Here is a 19,735-nt window from a genome sequence, read left to right on the forward strand (position 1 = left end):
CACCCGTGGCGGCCGGGTGCCAAACGCGCCGAAGAAGTTGTATCAGAAGGGAATTGGAATAATGGCGAAAGTCCCGGTCATGCAGGCCGTGATGGATGTGCTGCTGTCGGAGGGCGTCGACGTGAGTTTCGGCTGCCCCGGCGCGGCCATCCTGCCGCTCTACGACGCCATGCGTAAGACCGAGATGCGGCATCTGATCGTGCGCCATGAGGAGGGCGCCACGCATATGGCCGACGGGTGGGCGCGTACCACCGGCAATGTCGGCGTGGCCATCGGAACCTCGGGTCCGGCGGGCACCAATATGATCACCGGCCTCTACACCGCACTCGCGGATTCCATTCCGATCCTGTGCATCACGGGTCAGGCCGAGTCGACCAAACTGCACCAGGAGGCGTTCCAGGCCGTCGATATCGTCGCCATCGCCGAACCGGTCACCAAATGGGCCGTGCAGGTGAAGGAGGCCGCGCAGGCGCCTTGGATCTTCCGCGAGGCGTTCCGGATCGCCCGCTCGGGCCGGCCCGGACCGGTGCTCATCGATCTGCCGATCGATGTGCAGAAGCAGGAGATCGAGTGGGACGCCGCCATCGACGCGCCGCTGCCGGTGCCGCGGGTGCTGCCGCATCCGCCGCGGGTCGCCCGCGCGCTGGATATGCTGCTGGCCGCCGAACGCCCGCTGATCCTGGCCGGCGGTGGCGTGGTGATCGGTGAGGCGCACGACCAATTGCGGGAACTGGCCGAGCTTTTGGGCGTTCCGGTGCAGGTGACGCTGATGGGTAAGGGCTCCTTCCACGAGGATCACGAGCTGTTCGCGGGCATCACCGGCGTGCAGACCAGCCAGCGCTGGGCCAATGCCGCCTTCCTGGAATCGGATCTGGTGCTGGCGCTGGGCGCGCGCTTCGGCGACCGGCACACCGGCAAGCTGGACGTGTACCGCGGCGATCGCAAATTCATCCACGTCGATATCGAACCCACGCAGCTGGGCAAGGTGTTCGGCCCGGATCTCGGTGTGGTGAGCGATGTTCGACCGTTCCTGACCGCGCTGCTGGCCGAGGCGCGCGGTCGCAAACAGAAGCGCGATTACAAGCAGTGGGTCGCACGGCTGACCGAATTGCGCGGAACGCTCACGCGCCGTGACGATTTCGATGTCACGCCGATCAAACCGCCGCGGGTGTTCAAGGAGCTCAACGAAACCTTCGGCGAGGACACCTATTTCGTCACCGCGATCGGGCTCTACCAGATCTGGTCGGGTCAGTTCCAGAAGTCCTATCTGCCGCGGCACTATCAGGTGTGCGGTCAGGCCGGACCGCTGGGCTGGGAGATTCCGGCGGCGATCGGCGTGAAGGCGGCGAAGCCGGACGCCGAAGTGGTCGCGGTGGTGGGCGACTACGGCTTCCAGTTCCTGGTCGAGGAGCTGGCGGTGGCCGCCCAGTACGACGTGCCGTTCGTGATCGTCATGGTCAACAACGAATATCTGGGCCTGATCCGCCAGGCGTCGCTGCCGTACGAGATGAACTATCAGGTCGACATCCACTACGACGAGTTCGGTACCGACAATGTCAAGATCATGGAGGCCTACGGCTGCTCCGGCCGCCGGGTGTACGAGCCCGGCGATATCGCCGACGCGCTGAGCTGGGCCCGTAAACAGGCCGAGGCTACCTCCCGTCCGGTCCTGGTGGAGATCATGGTCGAGCGCGAGGCCAATACCGCCCACGGCCCGGCCATCGACGCCGTCCGCGAATTCGAATCGGCGTAGGTCATGAGCGCACCGCGAATCGTGTTGGCCCCCGACAAGTTCAAGGGCTCGCTGTCCGCCGGCGCGGTCGCCGACGCGGTCGCCGACGGGATCCGGCGGGTCCGGCCGGAGGCCGTGATTCGCTGGGTGCCGGTGGCCGACGGTGGGGAGGGGACGGTGGATGCGGCCGTCTCCGCGGGCTTCGACCGGGTTCCGGTCGAGGTCGCCGGGCCCACCGGGGAACCCGTCCGCGCGAGCTTCGCGCACGACGGGACGGTCGCGGTCGTCGAGGCGGCCGCGGCATGCGGGCTGGTCCGACTACCCGGCGGGCGGCCCGCACCACTGACGGCAACCAGCCTCGGTGTCGGGGAGTTGCTGCGCGCGGCCCTCGACACCGGTTGCCGGACAGTGGTTCTCGGAGTCGGCGGCAGTGCGAGCACCGATGGCGGCGCGGGCATGCTGGCCGGATTGGGCGCGGAGCTGCTCGATACGGCCGGGCGGCCCGCGCGGCCGGGCGGGGGCGGGCTCACCGAGATCGCCTATCTGGATCTGCACAAGCTCGATCCCCGGATCCACGAGGTGGAGCTGGTACTGGCCAGCGATGTGGACAACCCGCTACTCGGAACACACGGGGCCGCGGCGGTTTTCGGCCCGCAGAAGGGGGCCGACCTCCAGCAGGTGGCCCTGCTGGAGGAGGGTCTCGCGCACTGGGCGGCGCTGGTCGCCCGGCGGACCGGCTACTACGCCGTCGATCTGCCGGGCGCGGGGGCCGCGGGCGGAATCGGGTTCGCGGCGCTGGCGGTATTGGGCGCGCGGCGATCCGGCGGTATCGATGTGCTACTGGATCTGGTCGGCTTCGACCGGGCGGTGGCGGGTGCGGATCTGGTGATCACCGGGGAGGGGTCACTGGATGCCCAGTCCCTGCACGGCAAGGCCCCGGTCGGGGTCGCGGCCCGGGCGGCGAAGGCCGGGGTGGCGACCATCGCCGTGGCGGGCCGCTGCCTGCTGGCCGATGAGCAATTGCGTTCGGCCGGAATCGAATCCGTCTATGCCCTCAATGACATCGAGCCCGATCTGCAACGCTGCCAATCCGAGGCCGCACCGCTGCTGCGCGAGGTCGGTGAGCGCATAGCCCGCACCCACCTGACCGCCCCGGAGACCACCTCCGCCTGATCCGCGACTGCCCGCCGTGCGGGTGGAAGCCGGAACCCGCCGCCGTCAAGGGTTTCCGGCTTCCGCCCGCACGGCGGGGAGAGAAAGGGAATATCTTGAATCACAAAGCTTTTCGCGCCCGGCGGATCATCACCACGGCTGGTGAGGTCGCGGGGTCGGTGATCGTGCGCGCGGGGCGGATCACCGAGATCGTCGCCTTCGACGCCGCCGTGGCCGGGGCCGAGGTGGTCGAGGTACCCGATGATTCGGTGCTGCTGCCGGGACTTGTCGACACTCACGTCCATGTGAACGAGCCCGGGCGCACCGAATGGGAGGGCTTCGACACCGCGACCCGGGCGGCCGCGGCGGGCGGCATCACGACGCTGATCGATATGCCGCTCAACAGCATTCCCGCCACGGTCGATTCCGCGGCGCTGCATCAGAAACGAAACGCCGCGCACGGGCAGTGCCATATCGATGTCGGATTCTGGGGCGGCGCGGTCGGCGACAATCTGGCCGACCTGCCGGATCTGATGCATCAGGGCGTATTCGGCTTCAAGGCGTTTCTACTGCCCTCGGGTGTGGACGAATTCTGTCATCTCGATCGCGCGCAGTTGGAAACCGCGGTGCGCGCGGTGGCCGAGATCGGTGCGCTGTTGATCGTGCACGCCGAGGATCCGGCCACCATCGACGCCGCCCCGGCCCCGCACGGTCCGGTCTACGCCGATTTCCTCGCCTCGCGTCCGGCCGAGGCCGAACACCGCGCCATTCTGACCCTGATCGATCTGGCCGAACGCTATGACGCGCGAATCCATGTGCTGCACTTGGCCTCCGCGGGCGCGGTGCCCATGCTGCGCGCCGCCCGCGCTCGCGGCGTGCGCATCAGCGCCGAGACCTGCCCGCACTATCTGACGCTGTGCGCGGAGGAGATTCCCGACGGCGCGACCGAATTCAAATGCTGTCCGCCGATCCGGGGCCGGGCCGATCAACTCGGGCTCTGGAAGGGCCTGCGCGACGGCGTCGTGGACTGCGTGGTCAGCGACCACTCCCCCAGCACCGTCGAATTGAAGCGGGCGGGCGGCGGCGATTTCGGCAAGGCGTGGGGCGGTATCGCGGGCCTGCAGGTCGGCCTGCCCGCGGTGTGGACCGCCTCGCCCGACTGGGTTGGCCTGACCGATCTGGCCCGCTGGCTGGCCACCGGGCCCGCCGATCTGGTCGGCCTGAAGCACAAGGGCCGCATCGCCGTCGGCGCCGACGCCGACTTCTGCGTCTTCGCCCCGCACGAACAGTTCGTGGTCGACGCGACCCGCCTGCACCACCGCAATCCGATCTCCGCCTACCACGGCCGCACGCTGCGCGGCGCGGTGCGATCCACCTGGCTGCGCGGCGAACCGATCACCGGCGACCATCCCCGCGGCCGCCTGCTCCAGAAAGAGGTTGTTTAGATGAGCGACTGGTCCCGGCTGCCCGATCTGGCGGCCCGACAGGTCGGCGGCAGCGTACTCGAGGCCAATGACGAATTCTTCGCCGAGCGCGAGAATCTGATCAAGGACGAGGCGCCCGCCTATCGCCCGCACACCTTCACCAACAAGGGCCAGGAGTACGACGGCTGGGAGACCCGCCGCCGCCGCGACGGCAGCCCGGGACCGGACTGGGCGCTCATCCGGCTCGGCATCGCCGGTGTGCCCGTCGGAATCGTGGTCGACACCGCCTATTTCGTCGGCAACTATCCGCCCGAGGTTTCCGTCGAGGGCGCGTGCCTTCCCGGCCATCCCACGGTCGCGGAACTGCTGGCCGCCCAGTGGCATCCGATCGTCGCCCGCTCGCCGATCAAGGGCGACACCCGCAACGAATTCGAGGTGTCCGACGGCCGTCGCATCACCCATGTGCGGCTGAATATGCATCCCGACGGCGGTATTGCCCGACTGCGCGTGCACGGGGTCGCGGTGCCGGATCCGCAGTGGCTCGACGACATTCCGTTCGATCTGATCGCCCTGCGCAACGGCGGCCGGGTGCTCGACTGCAGCGACGGATTCTTCTCGCCGCCGAACAATATGCTACAACCGGGCATTTCACGCTTCATGGCCGACGGCTGGGAATCGCGCCGCCGCCGCGACGACGGAAACGACTGGGCCGTCATCGCCTTGGCCGCCGAGGCCACCCCGGCGGTGCTGGAACTGGATACCACCCACTACAAGGGCAATGCGCCCGCACGCATCTCACTCGACGGCTACACCGCCGAGGGTAAGCAGGTCCCACTGCTGCCGCCCACGATCGTGCAGGCCGACGCGCCGCATCGGTTCCGCCTCACCGGCGAGCACGCGGTGGAACGGGTGCGGCTCAATGTCTTTCCCGACGGCGGCATCGCCCGCCTGCGCCTGTTCGGTCCGCTGAGCTACGCGGGCCGTCGCAGCCTGCACGACCATTTCACGGCCACCACCCCCGGCCACTGAGCAGAATGGAGATCCCGCCATGGTGCTGATGTTCCTGAACGGCGAGGGCATGCGCGACGGTCGCCTGCATCATCAACTCGACGGCGCGCCGCTGCTGCGCATCGCCCGCAGCGCGCCGAAATACCGCTATTTCTCGGTCGCGGATCGCTTTCCGGCCATGATCGCCACCGACTCCGGGGGCCGCGCGGTCACCGGCGAGGTCTACGACGTGCCGATGGAGACGCTGCGCGACAACCTGATTCCCGCCGAACCGGCCGAGTTGGAGCTCGGACTCATCGAACTCGACGACGGCACCGCCTGCCTGGCCACCGTGCTGCGCCGCGAACATCTCGGTTCGGGCGATCTGATCGATATCTCCGATATCGGCGACTGGCGTGCCTATCGCGCCGGTGGGACCGCTTCCGCCGTGTCTCCATGATCATCGGCCGCCGATCCGCTACGCTTCCACGCCATCGACATTCACTTCTCGCGTCGACGGTATCTGCGGGGCGCGCTGGGACTCGGCGTGGCCGCATGGGCCGGGGCCAGCGTCGTCGCGCCGCCCGTCGCGCACGCCGAACCCGCCCGATCGTCGCAGCGATCGGTCGCCGACTGGAATGCCCTGCGCGCGCGGCTGCGCGGCCGGGTCGTACTCCCCGACGAGGCCGATTACCCGACGGCCAAGCAGATCTTCAACACCCGCTTCGACGATCAGAAGCCCGCCGCGATCGTCCAGGTCGACACGGCCGAGGATGTGGCCACCGCGGTGAGCTTCGCCGCACACAACGGTTTGAAGCTGGCCGCCCGATCCGGCGGGCACTCCTATGCGGGAGTCTCCGCGGGAACGGGGGTGATGATCGTCGATCTGCGCAAGCTCAGCGGCGCGACCTACCGGGACAACACGGTCACCGTCGGCCCGGCCACCACGCTGTACGCGGTCTACGCCGAACTCGACAAGGCCGGACAGACCATTCCCACCGGCATGTGCCCCGATGTCGGCGCGGCGGGACTGACCCTCGGCGGCGGCCTCGGCTTCGAATCGCGCAAGCACGGCCTGACCTGTGACCATCTGATCGGCGCCACCATGGTGCTGCCCGACGGCTCACACCTCGAGGTCTCGGCCGCGACCGAACCCGAACTGCTGTGGGGCCTGCGCGGCGGCGGTTCGCTGCTCGGCGTGGTGACCTCACTGACCTACGACACCGTCGCCTCGACCCGCAAGGACCTTGTGCGCCTGGTCTTCCCGGGGCAGCACGCGGTGCGCTGCATCCTGGGCTGGGTGGCCTGGCTGGCCCGCGACACCGGCCGCGACGCCTGGTGCGATGTCAGCCTCGACGCCGACGGCACGGGCGGGCTGCGCTGCTGGATGCAACTGGTGTGTCCGGAGGGTACGGGCCTGGGATTCGCCGCGGCGATGATGCAGTCGGCCGCGGTGGTGCCGGTGCACATCGAACGGCAGACCATGTCGCATATGCAGGTCGTCGACTATCTCGCGGGCGGCGGCCCCACCCAGGCGCGCGCCGGATTCACCAACGGCTCCGATGTGGTGACCGAGATGTCCGAGGCGGCCGCCGCGGCCGTGGTCGACGCGATCACCGCACATTCGGCCAGGGGCGGCACCGGCTGGGTGCAGATCAATCCGCTCGACGGCGCGGTCGCCGATATCGCGCCCGACGGCACCGCCTTCCCCTGGCGCAGGCATGCCGCACTGGTGGAATGGGGCGCCTACGAACCGATTCCGCATGCGGTCGCCGCCGACTGGATCACCGCCGCGCACGCTCGGGTCGCCGAATACTCGGCGGGTGGCTACGGCAACTATCTCGAATCCGGCACGCCCACCACGCGCTACTTCGGGGACAACCGGGCGCGACTGGATCGCATTCGCGACGGAATAGATCCGCATCGGCGAATCCACACCGTGCTCACCGATCCCGCACCTCCCCCGGGCCCGGGTCACTAGAACACCGGACGCCAGTACCCCTCACCCTCGACCGAATACTCACGATCCAACGCGGGCACCAGACTGCCGCTGAGCCGGGTGTCGCCGTCGAAGGTCAGCGCGAGCGTGGTCGGGCCGACCGTACCGGTGAAACGCCGCGCACCGCGCAGCGCTTCCAGATCCGGAACCTCGACGCGCGCGCCGAGTACGGCGAACGCCGGAATGTCGTCGACGAATTTCCCGTCGAAGGCGCGCTGCAGTCGCAGGGCGGCGTTGAATGCGTTCACCGTGAGGTGTTTTCCCTCGGTGTGCTCACAAACCCCGCGCATGATCGCCATATCGCCCCCGATCCGACGAAGTTGCTATCAGGGTAGAGCAACAACAGCGACCACACGGAAACATCGGCGCTATCCTGGTCGGCGGGAATCGCGAGGGTGTGCGGAGCTAGGAGTCCCCTATGGGTCGAGAGCAGGCGGAGGTCGGGATCGCGCGCGGTTCCGGGCTGGTAGCCCGGTTCGAGGATGTCGTCGTCTTCATACCGCACGAGACACCGTTCACCGAACGCATTCTCGAAGCGGCCGAGGTGGCCGCGGAGGCGGACGATCCGGGCGCTACCTTCGTCCGGCAACTGGTGGCGGCGGTCTTCGTCGAGGGCGCCGCGGCCGCGGCCTCGTTCGGTATGGTCGCTCCGACCGCCGGTGGCGTGCTCGTGCTGTTGCGCGGCCCGGTGACCGCGCATATCGACAAATTCGACGGGGCGCAGCGACTTTCGGGCCTGCGCGCGATGACCTGGCTCGACGAGGTGGTCCGCGATCCCGTGCAGCAGATCGTGCTCGCCGACGACGACGATCTCCCGTTCGAGGAACTACCGCATACCGATCTGCGCGCGGGGGTGGCCCCGGGCGGCGGCCTGATCATCCGGGCCCTCGTCGACGGCTCCACCCCCTCGGGCGCGCACCGCGCGGTCCCCGATTCCATGATCTCCGGCCCACTGCCGGTACCGGTGCCCGTCGAGCACTACGCCTGGAGCGCGTCGGTGTCGGATACGGCTGCGGCCCTGTTCGATACGCATGCCGATACGGTCACCTATCACACCCCGCTCGGGGTGCTGGTGCGCGACGACGGCGCGGCCTATCCGCTGGACCGCCCCTATGTCATCGGGCGCGATCCGATGGCCGCCGAGGTGGTCCGGCACGCGGCCGCCTCACCCATCGCCTTCGCCGATCAGGGGATGTCGCGGGTGCACGCCCTCGTATCCGTCGACAACGGAACGGTTTTCATCCACGACAACGAGACACCGACCGGAACCTTCATCGCCGCGCCGGGCGCGGAGAAGTGGACCCGGCTGGGCGCGAATCCGGAGGCGCTGCAGCCGGGTTGGAGCCTGCGGGTGGGCAATACGGTGCTCACCTACCGGGCAACGAGCTGAATTCCACGGTCTGCAGGGCCGATTGCAGCACCGACCAATCCCCGGCCCGCAGCGCCGCGCGCGCGGACTCCGGCACCGGAACGCGATCGCGCACGGCCTGCTGGACGGCCGCGACCTCCGCGGGATGATGGCCGAGCACGGTCGCGCCCACGGCCCGTCCCTGGGACAGCAGCAGCCGCCGATAGGATTCGGGACCCTCGACCACGATCGTCTCGTCGGCGCGGCCGGGTCGCACCTTGCCGACCGAGAACAATTCCAGCCCAACGCCCTTCAGGATCGTGGCCGGGGTCTCGGCGACCAGTGACCGCTCCCCGCCCAGCGCGTTCACCGCGGCGATCTGCGCCTGTTCGGCCGCGATCGGCCACAGGCCGAATACGTTCCCGTCGTGCTCGGCGACATCGCCCGCGGCGTACACATCGGGGATCTCGGTGCGCATCCCGTCGTCCACCACGATCCCGCGACGCACGGGAATGCCCGCCTGCCGGGCCAATTCGGTATTCGGGCGGATACCCGCGGCGACGAGGAACAGATCGCAGTCCAGGGTGCGGCCGTCCTTCAGCACAGCTGCGCGCACGACCGAATCGCCCGTCACCGCCACCGCCTCGGCATTGCGCAGCACCCGGATCCCGTTGCGGGCGAAATGTTCGGACACCAGCTCCGAACAGCGCGGGTCGATCTGCTTGCGCAGCATCCGATCACCGCGTTCGAGTACGGTCACGCGCAGCCCGAGCAGATGCAGCGCGTGCGCGGCCTCGAGGCCGAGCAGGCCGCCGCCCGCGACAACCGCCGTCTCGCAGCGGAACTGCTGCGAATAGGTTCGGATGTCCATGGCGTCACCGGCCTCGCGCAGCACGAAACAGCCCGGATAGGACAGGCCCTCGATCGGCGGCACGGTACTGCTGGCGCCCATGGCCAGGATCAGCCGGTCGTAGGGCAGGGCCTCGCCGGTGCCGAGGAATACCCGCCGATCGGCCAGGTCGATACCGGTGGCCAGGGTGTTGAGCCAGGCGGTGATCTGATGGTCGTCGTACCACTGATCGGGCAGCAGATACAGCCCCTGCATCGCCGAGCGGCCGTAGATCAGCCGCGAGATGCCCATGCGGTTGTAGAAGGCGTGCGCTTCGGCCCCGACCAGATGGATTTCGCAGTCCGGATGGCCGCGGCGTAGGAAGTCGGCGGCCGTCACCCCGGCGATACCGCCGCCGATCACGACCGTGCTGACGATGGATCGGTCGAAACGCGTAGGGCGGGCGCCGTTTCCGCTCCCCGGCTCGGGGGTCAGCGAGACCTTCGCCGCACCGCCCACCAGGCGCGCACAGCAGGCCATCCGGGTGTTCTCAGCGAAACCGAGGCGGCGCAGGGTGTTTCGCTCGTCGCGCCCGGGCGGGGACAGGCAGTCCATCCCCTCCACGATCGCGACCGGATCCGCGCCGCAGACCCCCATCCGGCAGCCCGCCTCGATCGGCTGTTCGGCGCGCTCGGCGAGTTCGAGCAGGCTCGTGCCCGCCTCGGCGGCGAGCTGCGCGCCGCTGGGTTCGAAGATCACCGAGGCCGTCGCCGTGGCCTCGGCCGCGTTGTCGGTGCGGCGGCGGGGAAACGGCAGCAGCACCGGGTCGGTGCGGACTCCGGTGCTGTGCGCGAACTGTAATTCGACGACGCGGGTTCGGGCGATCCAGGCGATCGTGGCCAGCGCGATCGCGACGCTGATCGGCCAGTGCAGCCACGCCGCGCGCACACCGGTGATGGTGGCGAACGATTTCGCGAGGGTGACCCCGGAGAACCAGTAGAAGATATTGAGCGCCGCCGCGGCGTATCCCACCGTCAGCATCGCCGGACTCAGCCTGGTCATGGCCTCGAGGGCGAAGAACAGGCCCACGGTGGCCAGTACGAACAGGGCCAGCAGCGAATATCGCTGCAGCACAGCGGTCCCGGTATCGCCGGTGAGGGTGAAGAAGCCGAGCACGAATCCCGGTAACGCGGCGGCGAACAGCTTGCGCGGCGCGCTCCAGGACCGTTCCGAATCGGCCAGATCCGCCTGATAGGCCGAGCGCGGCTGAAAGTCGAAGCAGTTCTTCGCACATCCCACGCAGGGTTGGCAGTGGCTGTTGGGCACCGTGACGAACGGCGTCTGCCCATAGGCCCGCTGCAGCGCGAACAGCGGGCAGATCGTACTGCACCAGCCGCTTTTGCCCTTGTAGACGAAGCCGCCGGTGAACGCCGCGACGGCGACCGCGCTGAGCACCAGGCCCGCGGCGACGCCATTGCGGTCCAGCCCGGCCAGCCGGGCCCCGGCGATGCCGAAGAACAAAGTCACCGACACCAGATAGCCGCGCTTGCGCAGCCATTCGGGCGGGGTCCGGCCGCGCGTGAAGCGCAGCACCCGCGGCGTCTGATTGGCCGCCGCCAACGGACAGCTGTTGCGCCACAGCCCGGGCGCGATGAGAAACAGTCCCGGCAGCAGCGGCACCACCACGCCGAAGAAGGCGAACAGCCCGCCCGCGGGCCGCACGAACATCGCGACGATCACCGCCAGATAGGCCAGCATGCTCGCGATCCGCACGGCGTGCCACATCCGCATCGGCACCCGGGCGCGCATTTCGGTGAAGGCCGGGAACGGATTTCGCTGCCCGGTCGGATCGATGCCCAGCAGGCGGTTGGCGATCCGCACGGCCGCGGGTAACGCGGGATCACCGGGCGGGCGCGGGGCGACCGCGGGGGCCGTGACCGCCGGAGCCTCGATCGTCGGCTCGGCGTCCGGCTGCGCCGAGGGCACATAGAGCACGAGCATCTCGGTGGCCCCGAGCCGGATCACATCGCCCGCGGCCAGTGCGACCCGCCCGGTGAGCGCGATGCCGTTGACCGTGGTGCCGTTGCGACTGCCCAGATCGACCGCCGACAGCGCCGTGGGGCTGGGCACCAGCCGCAGATGTCGTCGCGAGACGGTCAGATCGGCCAGCGGCTCCTCCTCCTCGCCGCGGCCGAACGTGCGCGGCCCGGACAGCATCAGCTGCCGGGGCGGGCGGCCCGGTTCGCGGATCTCGATCAGCGGCGGACCGCTGGGCATTCCGCTACGCTCACCGAAGCGGCGAAACCCGTTGCGCCAGTGGGTTGCCCGTTCGGACAGCACGGCGTTGCCACCGTCGTCGGCGCGCACATCGGTAGACATCCGGCATCGACCTCGATCTCAAGGTTCCGGGCACGGCACAGTGCCCCAACACCTGTTATCCAATGGAGATTAACTAGCGACCGGTTCGCGACCGAACCTGCGTATAAGAGTACGCGAAACTGGGTCGGGGTCTACTGCGAATTCGCTACAGCTTAAGAGCTATCCGACATCACAGGTGCGCAAGCACATCCTCGAACGCCGCCTCGGCCGCGCCCAGCAGCTTCAGATCCGCACCCAGCGAGGACTTCTCGATCCGGATTCCCCCCAGGGCGCGCCCGACCAGACTGCGCCGCAGCACTTCCTCCTCGACCCGGCGAACCACCGCGTCGGGCAGCGTGGTGAACAGATCGCCGAGCACGACGAGTTCGGGGCCGAGAATATTGACCACGTTGACCAGCCCGAGGATCAACCAGTCGACGTACTCCCCCAGCCGCGCGACCGGATCCGAATCCCGTTGCAATTCGCGCAATTCCGCGACGATCGCACCGCGCGGGCTACCCTCGGGCAGGCCGAGCGCGCGGCGCAGCGCGGCCTCGCCCACCTCGGTCTCCCAGCACCCCTCGTTACCGCAGTGGCAGCGGCGACCGCCCGGATGCACTGTCATATGGCCGATTTCGCCGAGGTATCCGGCCGATCCGCGCATCAGCGCGCCCTGGGCGATGATGCCGCCGCCCACCCCGACATCGGCGGAGACGAATACCGCGTCGGAGGCCCCGCGCCCGACCCCGCGCATATTCTCCGCGAGCGCACCGAGTTCGGCGTCGTTGCCGACCACCACGGGCACGCCCAGGATGGTGCCCATCCGTTCCCCGAACGGCACCTGCATCCAGCCGAGATTCGCCGAGGCGTGCACCAGCCCGTCGGTCCGGCGCACCACACCCGGCACCGACACCCCGGCCGCGACCGGGCGCAGATCCAGATCCTGCACCAGCAGCGCGGCGGATTCGGCCACGTGGCAGACCAATTCGTCGGGATCGCGTCCGCGCCCGCGCAGATTCCAGCTGTTGCGGCCGAGAATCTGCCCGCCCAACCCGACCAGCGCGATACCCGCGTGCTCGACCTGCACGTCGACGGCCAGGACGACCACCGCCTGCGCCTGCGGCAGCACCAGCAGCGACGGCCGTCCCGCGCCCTTGATCAGCCGCGGCACCCGCTCCTCGACCACGCCGTCCCCGGCCAACCCGTCCACCAGCATCTTGATGGTGGACCGGTTGAGGCCGAGTTCGTGTGCCAGCGTGGCGCGGGTGGCCGGACCACCCGCGTGCAGCAGACGCAGCAGGGAGGCGCGGTTGTAGCGACGGACCTCCTCGGGTCGGGCGACGGTCATTACCGTCCGGTCGCCTGGGCCCGCCGCCGCGAGACGGCGTCCACGGTCGCGGCCAACAGCAGCACCAGCCCGGTGACGATCGAGACGACCGCGGCCGGTTGGCGCAGCAGCCCGAGTCCGTTGGACACCACCGCCAGCACCGCGCCGCCGATCACCGCATCGGCCACCCGGCCCTTGCCGCCGAACAGCGAGGTGCCGCCGATCACCGCCGCGCCCACGGCGAACAGCAGCGTATTGAGTCCGCCCGCCTGCGGATCGACCGAACCGACCTTCGAGGAGTACACGATCGCGCCGACCGCCGCGCAGCCCGAGGAGATGACGAATACGCTCGCCCGCAACTGGGTCACATTGATACCGGCGCGCCGAGCCGCCTCTGCATTGCCGCCGATGGCGTACAGATGCCGCCCGTAGGTGGTGCGGTTCAGCACGTAGGTGCCGACGGTCAACAGCACCAGCACGATCGGCACCACATACGGCACCCCGGAGATCTCGATGAGTTTGCTGGGCGAGCGGTTGATCGACATGAACGCGGTCGCCACCGCGGCCAGTACGACCACCGCCGCCACCTTGCCCACCACCAGCGGGGTCGGTGAGGTCACCAAACCCTTTGCCTGCCTGCGGAAGTGACCGATCAGCGTGACCGCGCCGTAGCCGCCCGCGGCCACCACGAACAGTACCCAGCTCCACGGCACCGACAGATTGCCGTTGGCCACCTTGTCCAGCACCGGCGAGGAGCTGATGCCCAGGACGCCGCCCTCGCCGATCAATTGCAGGATCGCGCCCTGCCAGGCCAGGAACAACGCCAGCGTCACCACGAACGACGGCATGCCGATGCGGGCGATCAGAAATCCGGTGATACAGCCGATGGCCGTGCCCACGCAGATCGCCAACAGCATCTCGATCCACGGATTGCCGTGGAAGCCGACGAGGGTGATCGCCACCCCCAGCAACGCCATCGCCACACCGGGCCAGATGCGCAGCAGTCCGGCCAGTACGGCCGCCAGGATCAGCAGCCCGTTGAATACGAAGAACACCGTATTCCCCATGCCCGACAACAGATTCCCATTGTGGACGTAATGCATGGCGAGCACCGCGCCCGCCACGCCCGACGCGGTGCCCGCGGACAGATCGATCTCACCCAGCAGCAGCACGTACACGATGCCCATCGCGATGATGGTCTGACCGGCCCCCTGGGCCAGCAGATTCGCGATGTTGTTGAGCGAGAAGAACACATCCGACAGCACCGTGAACAAAACGATCAGCACCACCAGGCCCAACAGCGCGGGCAGCGAACCGATCTCGCCGCCCCTCACGCGGGCGAGATAGGCGCGCACGGCCTCCGCCGTGGACACGGTGGTGGTGTCGATGCCGAAATCGGTGACCGCCGTATCGGCCGAAACTTGCGTCATCACTCAGTCTTTCCTGCTAGAGCACCGCGGCCTCGGGCCGCGCCAAACCGAGTTCGCCCGAGCGGCCCGCGGTGATCAATTCCACGACCTGGTTCTGGGTGACCTCGGCGGCGCGCACCTGCGCGGCCATCCGGCCGAGGTACAGCACCGCGATCCGGTCGGCGACCTCGAAGACATCGGCGAGGTTGTGGCTGATGAGCACGACCCCGAGTCCCTGTTCGGCGAGCCGTCGCACCAGATCGAGCACCTGCCGGGTCTGGGCGACGCCCAGCGCGGCGGTGGGCTCGTCGAGCAGCACCAGATTGCTGTTCCACAGCACCGCTTTCGCGATGGCGACGGTCTGGCGTTGGCCGCCCGACAGCGACGAGACCGGGGTGCGCACGGATTTGACCGTGCGTACCGACAGCGAGGCCAGCGTGCGCCGCGCCGCCTCCTCCATACTCGCCTCGTCCAGGAACCACGGCTTGCCGCGCTCGCGCCCGAGGAACATGTTCTGCACGATGTCGAGATTGTCGGCGAGCGCGAGATCCTGGTACACGACCTCGATCCCGAGCTCGGCGGCATCCTTCGGCCCGCGCATATGCACCTGCTCGCCCCGGAACCGAATGGTCCCCGAATCGGCGGGATGGATGCCCGCGATGCATTTCACCAGCGTCGACTTACCCGCGCCGTTGTCACCGACCAGTGCGGTGACCTCACCCGCGGGCGCGGTGAATTCCACATCGTGCAGCACATGCACCGCACCGAAACTCTTGTTGAGCCCGGTGATCTGCAGCAGCGGCTCGGTCATGCGATCCCCAGCTGCGTGCACAGCTGGGCCACATCACCGGTGCACAGATCGCTCGCCTTCACATAGCCCAGGTCGACGACCTGTTTGACCTCGGTGCGGGTGATCGAATGCGGGTCCAGCAGCACCGATTTCACCGTGCGATTGCCCTTGGGGTCGGTGCTCGAGGCGGTGGCCAGGCCGTCGGCGGTGGCCTTGTCACCCTTGGCCAGCGCGGTGGCCAGCTTCGCCGCGGCCTCGGCCTCGTCCTTGATCGGCTTGAACACCGTCATGTACTGATCCCCGCGCAGCACCGCCTTGAGACCCTCGACGGTCGCGTCCTGCCCGCTGACCGGCACCTTGCCGTTGAGTCCGTTCTTCTTCAGCACGGTGATGATCGCCCCGGCCAGACCGTCGTTGGCCGCGACAACGCCGTCGACCTTGCCGCCGTTACCGGTGAGCAGCTGTTCGAAGACCTGGCCGCCCTTCTGGTTGTCCCAGCCGTCGATGGCCTGGCTGTGCACCAGTTTCAGCGCGCCCGAATCGTAGAGCGGCTGCAGCACCTTGTGCTGGCCCTGGGCGAACAGGGTGGCGTTGTTGTCGGTGGGCGCGCCCTCGATCTCGATCACCTGCGCGCCCGGCTTGTCCTTCAGCGCGCCGGCGACGCCCTGGCCCTGCAGCTGGCCGACCCGCACATTGTCGAAGGAGACGTAGTAGTCCGAGGAGCCGCCGAGGTTGAGCCGGTCGTAGTCGATGGTCGGAATACCCGCCTTCTTGGCCTTGTTGGCGACCGCGGTGCCGACCTCGGAGTTGATGGCCGCGATGACCAGGACCTTGACGCCCTTGGCGATCATGCCGTCGGCCAGGGTGGAGAACTTCTGCACATCACCCTGGGCGTTCTCGATATCGGCGTCGAATCCCTGTGCGGTGAGCGCCTTCTGCAGCATGGGCCGGTCGAAACCCTCCCAGCGCGCGGAGGTCGCCGTCTCGGGCAGGATCACCCCGACGGTGCCGTTGGCGCCCCCGCCCCCGCCACTGGAACCACTCGTGGTGGCGTTGTCGTCGCTACGGGAGGAGTTGGAACCGCAGGCGGTGAGGGGCAGCAGGGCGGCCAGGGCAATGGCGACGGCCCCGAGCGTTTTCGTCCTCATCAGGTGAACCTTTCGAGCTGGCGGCCGCGTACTCGCCCACCTGTTCGTCCCGGGATGTTTTCCGCCGGGTTGGTTTCCGGAAAGAGAGCGGCCATATGTTGTAGGCAACAACATATGCGACGCGGCTCACACTCGAGGTCACGATTCCACAACAGTGCGTCCCAGCTCACTCACCAGAAATCCTGGCACGAATCCGGGTCCCGCCGAACCGCTTTGGGCCTATCGGCCGCAGAACAGCTCCAACGGGCCGCCCAGAACAGGCCGCACACCCCTGGGCACATCGTCGACGATCGGCAAAATCCCTCGGGCGCGGCTGATTTCGGCCGATCGCCGACTCGAGCCAGCGCGGCTCACCGTCATCGCCCGGATAACCGCCGGAGGGCATTGTCTGAAACGTTACCGCTTCTAACATTGGAGCGGTCGCTACCGCATCGCTTCGGGAGAAAACGCCCACGGCCGTAGCGATTCGGCAATCGGTCGGTAGCACTTTCGGAACAGTCGCGATCATCAATTTCGGTTGTGAACGCAACACGTCCGTCGTAACGTGAACTGATTGTGCGCGCGGACCCAGGGGTTTATTTACGACTGGCTGCAGCAGGGTTCCGCAGGCAGTGGCACTACCGCGTGGCGATGTTCGCCGGCATGTTCACCAATGTGGTGTTCGGGCTGGTCCGCGCCTCGGTCATGCTCGCGGCCGTGCGCACCGGCGCCGGTTTCGGTGGCTACAGCGCCGATTCGATCGGGGCGTATGTGTGGCTGTCCCAAGGATTGCTGGGCGCTCTCGCACTCATGGGACCCGCCCCCGATATCGTCGAGCGCATCCGCAACGGCGATGTCGCCATCGACTTCCTGCGCCCGCTCGATATCCAGTTCTCCTATCTGGCAACCGATCTCGGCCGCGCGGCCTGTGTACTGCTGCTGCGCGGCGCGCCGAGTGTCGCGGCCGGAATGCTCGCCCTGCAGATCGGACTGCCCCACGAGACCGGTCCGTATTTTCTGGGTGCGCTGAGCGTGGTGCTGGCCGTGACGATCTCGGCGCTGCTGCTGTTCTCGGTAGGGCTGATCGGATTCTGGCTGGTCGAAACGCGCGGGGTGCGATTGCTCTACCAGATCGTGGCCACCTTCCTGGCCGGGCTGTTCGTACCGGTGCACCTGTTCCCCGACTGGCTCTACACCGCGGCGATGCTCACGCCCTTCCCCGCGTTGCTGCAGGGCCCGATCGATGTGCTGTCCGGTCGAGCGACCGGATTCGCCGCCGCGCAGATCCTCTGCCTGCAGTTGCTCTGGGTTGCGGCGGCGCTGCTCCTCGGCCGCTTGCTGCTGCGCGCGGGTCGGCGCAAACTGGAGGTGCAGGGTGGCTGAGGCAATCGAAGTACTCGACGAGACAGTCGAAACCTCTGGGATGCACGGAAACTGGTTCACCCCGTATGCGGCGGTTCTGGGCTCGCGGATGCGCTCTCAACAGGCCTATCCGCTGTCGTTCGCCGCCGATATGCTGTCTTCCCTACTGGTCGGTGTGGTCGAATTCGCCGAAGTCTGGGTGATCTATCACAACGTGCGCGTGCTCGGCGGGCTCGATATGAATGCCATGCTGTTGCTGTTCGGACTGTCCAATCTGGCCTTCGCGGTCGCGCAGATCGCGGTCGGCCACACCGACACCCTGCCCACCTATATCCGGATGGGCACCCTCGACGCGTTCCATTTGCGCCCGCAGCCGCTGCTGCTGCAGCTGATCACCAGCGATATCTCCCTGCGCCGACTGGCCCGCGCCGGGGTCGCCGCGGCGGTGCTGGGCGCGGGTCTGCTGTACAACGACATCGACTGGACCGGAGTCAAATTCGCCCTGCTGATCATCTCGCTCGCGGCCGGGACCGCGATATTCGCCGGATTGTTCGTCTGCGCGGCCGGGTTGCAGTTCTTCCTCATCGACGGCGCCGAGCTGACCAACAGCTTCACCTACGGAGGATCGTTCGCCGCGCAACAGCCCAGCTCGGTGTTCGGTCACCCGATGACATTGGTGTTCGGCTTCGCGGTGCCGGTCGCCTTCGTCGCTTATCTGCCCACCATCGAGTTGCTGGGACTGCCCGGCCCGCTCTGGTTGCCGTCGGGGTTGGCGTGGGCGACTCCCGTTGCGGCGCTGTGGATTTGGATCATCGCACTGTTGTGCTGGCGGCTGGGAGTACGGCACTATCAGGGAGGCGGCGGATGAACGCGATCGAGATCACCGAGCTGAGTCGGCAATTCGTTCTGCACCGCAAGGACGATAAACGCTTCCGGCGTCGCCGCGAGATACTCACCGCCGTCGACCGGATGAGCTTCACCATCGAAGCGGGCGCGGCCGTCGGCTATATCGGGGCGAACGGGGCGGGTAAATCCACCACCATCAAGATGCTCACCGGCATTCTGGTGCCTACCACCGGCAGCGTGCGCACCTGCGGATTGGAACCGGTGCGCCAGCGCCGCGAGTTGGCCGGGCGGATCGGCGTGGTATTCGGTCAGCGTTCGCAGTTGTGGTGGGATCTGCCGCTGCGCGAATCGTTCGCGATTCTGGCGGCCATCCACCGCCTCGATCCCGATCTGGCCCGCAAGCGCACCCACGAACTGGTCGAACAGCTGGAGATGACCGACACGCTGGACACCCCGGTGCGCCAGCTGTCGCTGGGTCAGCGCATGCGCGGCGAAATCGCCGCGGCCCTGCTGCATTCGCCGGAACTGCTGATTCTGGACGAGCCGACCATCGGCCTGGATGTGCTGTCCAAACAGCGGCTACGCGAATTCCTCTGCTACGAGCGGATCCAACGCGGCACCACCCTGCTGCTGACCACCCACGATATGGGCGATATCGAGCGGCTGTGCGAGCGGGTGCTGGTGGTCGACCACGGCCGGCTGGTCTACGACGGCTCGCTGACCGGACTCGCCGCGACCGTCGGCGTGCGCCGGGTGCTCGTGGTCGATCTGGCCGCGCCCGCGCCGGACCTGATCGATCTGCCCGGGGCCGAACTGGTCGACAGCGAGGGCGGCGGCATCCGTCAAAGACTCGCGTTCGATCCGGAATCGACCACCGCCGCGGCGCTGCTGACCGCCGTCTCGGCCCGGGTGGAGGTGCGCGATCTGTCCATCGAGGAACCCGATATCGAGGATGTGGTGCGGCGCATCTACGAATCGCGCATCCGCCCGGTGCTGCGGCGGCTGCCGGAACCGCGGGGATATCGGTGAGCCGGAATTAAAGGCG

16 protein-coding genes are annotated in these 19,735 nt (G+C 68.1%); 10 read left to right on the forward strand and 6 right to left on the reverse strand.

All coding sequences use genetic code 11. The features are described from left to right. Positions 1-61 precede the first annotated feature (61 nt). The 6 genes from gcl (at position 62) to NP4_RS17900 (ending at position 7,276) form a co-directional block, all read left to right on the forward strand. Positions 62-1,753: a glyoxylate carboligase gene (gene gcl, locus NP4_RS17875; protein ID WP_082875970.1), complete on the forward strand. Its 1,692-nt coding sequence runs from the start codon at positions 62-64 to the stop codon at positions 1,751-1,753. A gap of 3 nt (positions 1,754-1,756) precedes the next feature. Next, entirely contained in the window at positions 1,757-2,905 is a 1,149-nt protein-coding gene (locus tag NP4_RS17880) for a glycerate kinase (RefSeq protein ID WP_067999129.1), read from the forward strand. 95 nt (positions 2,906-3,000) lie between these two features. Next, positions 3,001-4,329, forward strand: coding sequence for an allantoinase AllB (gene allB / locus NP4_RS17885; protein WP_067999130.1), 1,329 nt, complete (start codon positions 3,001-3,003; stop codon positions 4,327-4,329). After that, a complete protein-coding gene (alc, locus tag NP4_RS17890) occupies positions 4,330-5,337 on the forward strand; it encodes an allantoicase (RefSeq protein ID WP_067999132.1) in 1,008 nt (335 codons plus the stop codon). A 19-nt stretch (positions 5,338-5,356) separates the two neighbouring features. Beyond that, positions 5,357-5,755 carry an allophanate hydrolase-related protein gene (locus NP4_RS17895; RefSeq protein ID WP_067999134.1) on the forward strand — a complete coding sequence of 133 codons (399 nt, stop codon included), beginning with the start codon at positions 5,357-5,359 and terminating at the stop codon, positions 5,753-5,755. Between the two features lie 87 nt (positions 5,756-5,842). Then, complete coding sequence (locus NP4_RS17900) at positions 5,843-7,276, forward strand: FAD-binding oxidoreductase (protein ID WP_082875971.1); 1,434 nt, start codon at positions 5,843-5,845, stop codon at positions 7,274-7,276. Here NP4_RS17900 and NP4_RS17905 read toward each other — a convergent pair. After that, on the reverse strand, positions 7,273-7,542 hold the full coding sequence (locus NP4_RS17905) for a hypothetical protein (RefSeq protein WP_147288026.1): 270 nt from the start codon (positions 7,540-7,542) through the stop codon (positions 7,273-7,275). The genes NP4_RS17900 and NP4_RS17905 overlap by 4 nt on opposite strands. Positions 7,543-7,712: 170 nt before the next feature. Between NP4_RS17905 and NP4_RS17910 the strand changes: the two genes are divergently transcribed. Then, positions 7,713-8,684, forward strand: a complete 972-nt coding sequence (locus NP4_RS17910; protein WP_067999140.1) for an FHA domain-containing protein — start codon at positions 7,713-7,715, stop codon at positions 8,682-8,684. Here the strand turns inward: NP4_RS17910 and NP4_RS17915 are convergent. The 5 genes from NP4_RS17915 to NP4_RS17935 all read right to left on the reverse strand — a co-directional run bounded on the left by NP4_RS17915 (position 8,662) and on the right by NP4_RS17935 (position 16,503). Further along, positions 8,662-11,850, reverse strand: coding sequence for an FAD-dependent oxidoreductase (locus NP4_RS17915; protein WP_245998326.1), 3,189 nt, complete (start codon positions 11,848-11,850; stop codon positions 8,662-8,664). The two genes, NP4_RS17910 and NP4_RS17915, sit on opposite strands and share 23 nt — an antisense overlap. 169 nt (positions 11,851-12,019) lie before the next feature. Further along, positions 12,020-13,177, reverse strand: coding sequence for an ROK family transcriptional regulator (locus NP4_RS17920; protein WP_067999141.1), 1,158 nt, complete (start codon positions 13,175-13,177; stop codon positions 12,020-12,022). Continuing rightward, the gene (locus NP4_RS17925) at positions 13,177-14,586 is read right to left on the reverse strand and encodes a sugar ABC transporter permease (RefSeq protein ID WP_067999144.1); all 1,410 of its coding nucleotides are present in this window, start codon (positions 14,584-14,586) and stop codon (positions 13,177-13,179) included. The genes NP4_RS17920 and NP4_RS17925 overlap by 1 nt, the downstream gene beginning before the upstream one ends. 16 nt (positions 14,587-14,602) lie before the next feature. Further along, positions 14,603-15,376 carry an ATP-binding cassette domain-containing protein gene (locus NP4_RS17930; RefSeq protein ID WP_067999146.1) on the reverse strand — a complete coding sequence of 258 codons (774 nt, stop codon included), beginning with the start codon at positions 15,374-15,376 and terminating at the stop codon, positions 14,603-14,605. After that, on the reverse strand, positions 15,373-16,503 hold the full coding sequence (locus tag NP4_RS17935) for a sugar ABC transporter substrate-binding protein (RefSeq protein ID WP_067999148.1): 1,131 nt from the start codon (positions 16,501-16,503) through the stop codon (positions 15,373-15,375). Before NP4_RS17935 ends, NP4_RS17930 begins: the two co-directional genes overlap by 4 nt. Positions 16,504-17,133: 630 nt before the next feature. Here NP4_RS17935 and NP4_RS17940 point away from each other — a divergent pair. The 3 genes from NP4_RS17940 to NP4_RS17950 are packed head-to-tail and all read left to right on the forward strand — an operon-like array spanning position 17,134 to position 19,719. Further along, the gene (locus tag NP4_RS17940) at positions 17,134-17,865 is read left to right on the forward strand and encodes an ABC transporter permease (RefSeq protein WP_082875990.1); all 732 of its coding nucleotides are present in this window, start codon (positions 17,134-17,136) and stop codon (positions 17,863-17,865) included. Continuing rightward, complete coding sequence (locus NP4_RS17945; protein ID WP_307597394.1) at positions 17,858-18,712, forward strand: ABC transporter permease; 855 nt, start codon at positions 17,858-17,860, stop codon at positions 18,710-18,712. Before NP4_RS17940 ends, NP4_RS17945 begins: the two co-directional genes overlap by 8 nt. Continuing rightward, positions 18,709-19,719 (forward strand): ABC transporter ATP-binding protein, encoded by a 1,011-nt coding sequence (locus tag NP4_RS17950; RefSeq protein ID WP_067999154.1) that lies wholly within the window; start codon positions 18,709-18,711, stop codon positions 19,717-19,719. Before NP4_RS17945 ends, NP4_RS17950 begins: the two co-directional genes overlap by 4 nt. The last annotated feature ends 16 nt before the right edge of the window (positions 19,720-19,735 follow it).

This window comes from Nocardia pseudobrasiliensis NBRC 108224 (assembly GCF_001613105.1).
GTDB classification, from domain to species: Bacteria; Actinomycetota; Actinomycetes; order Mycobacteriales; family Mycobacteriaceae; genus Nocardia; species Nocardia pseudobrasiliensis.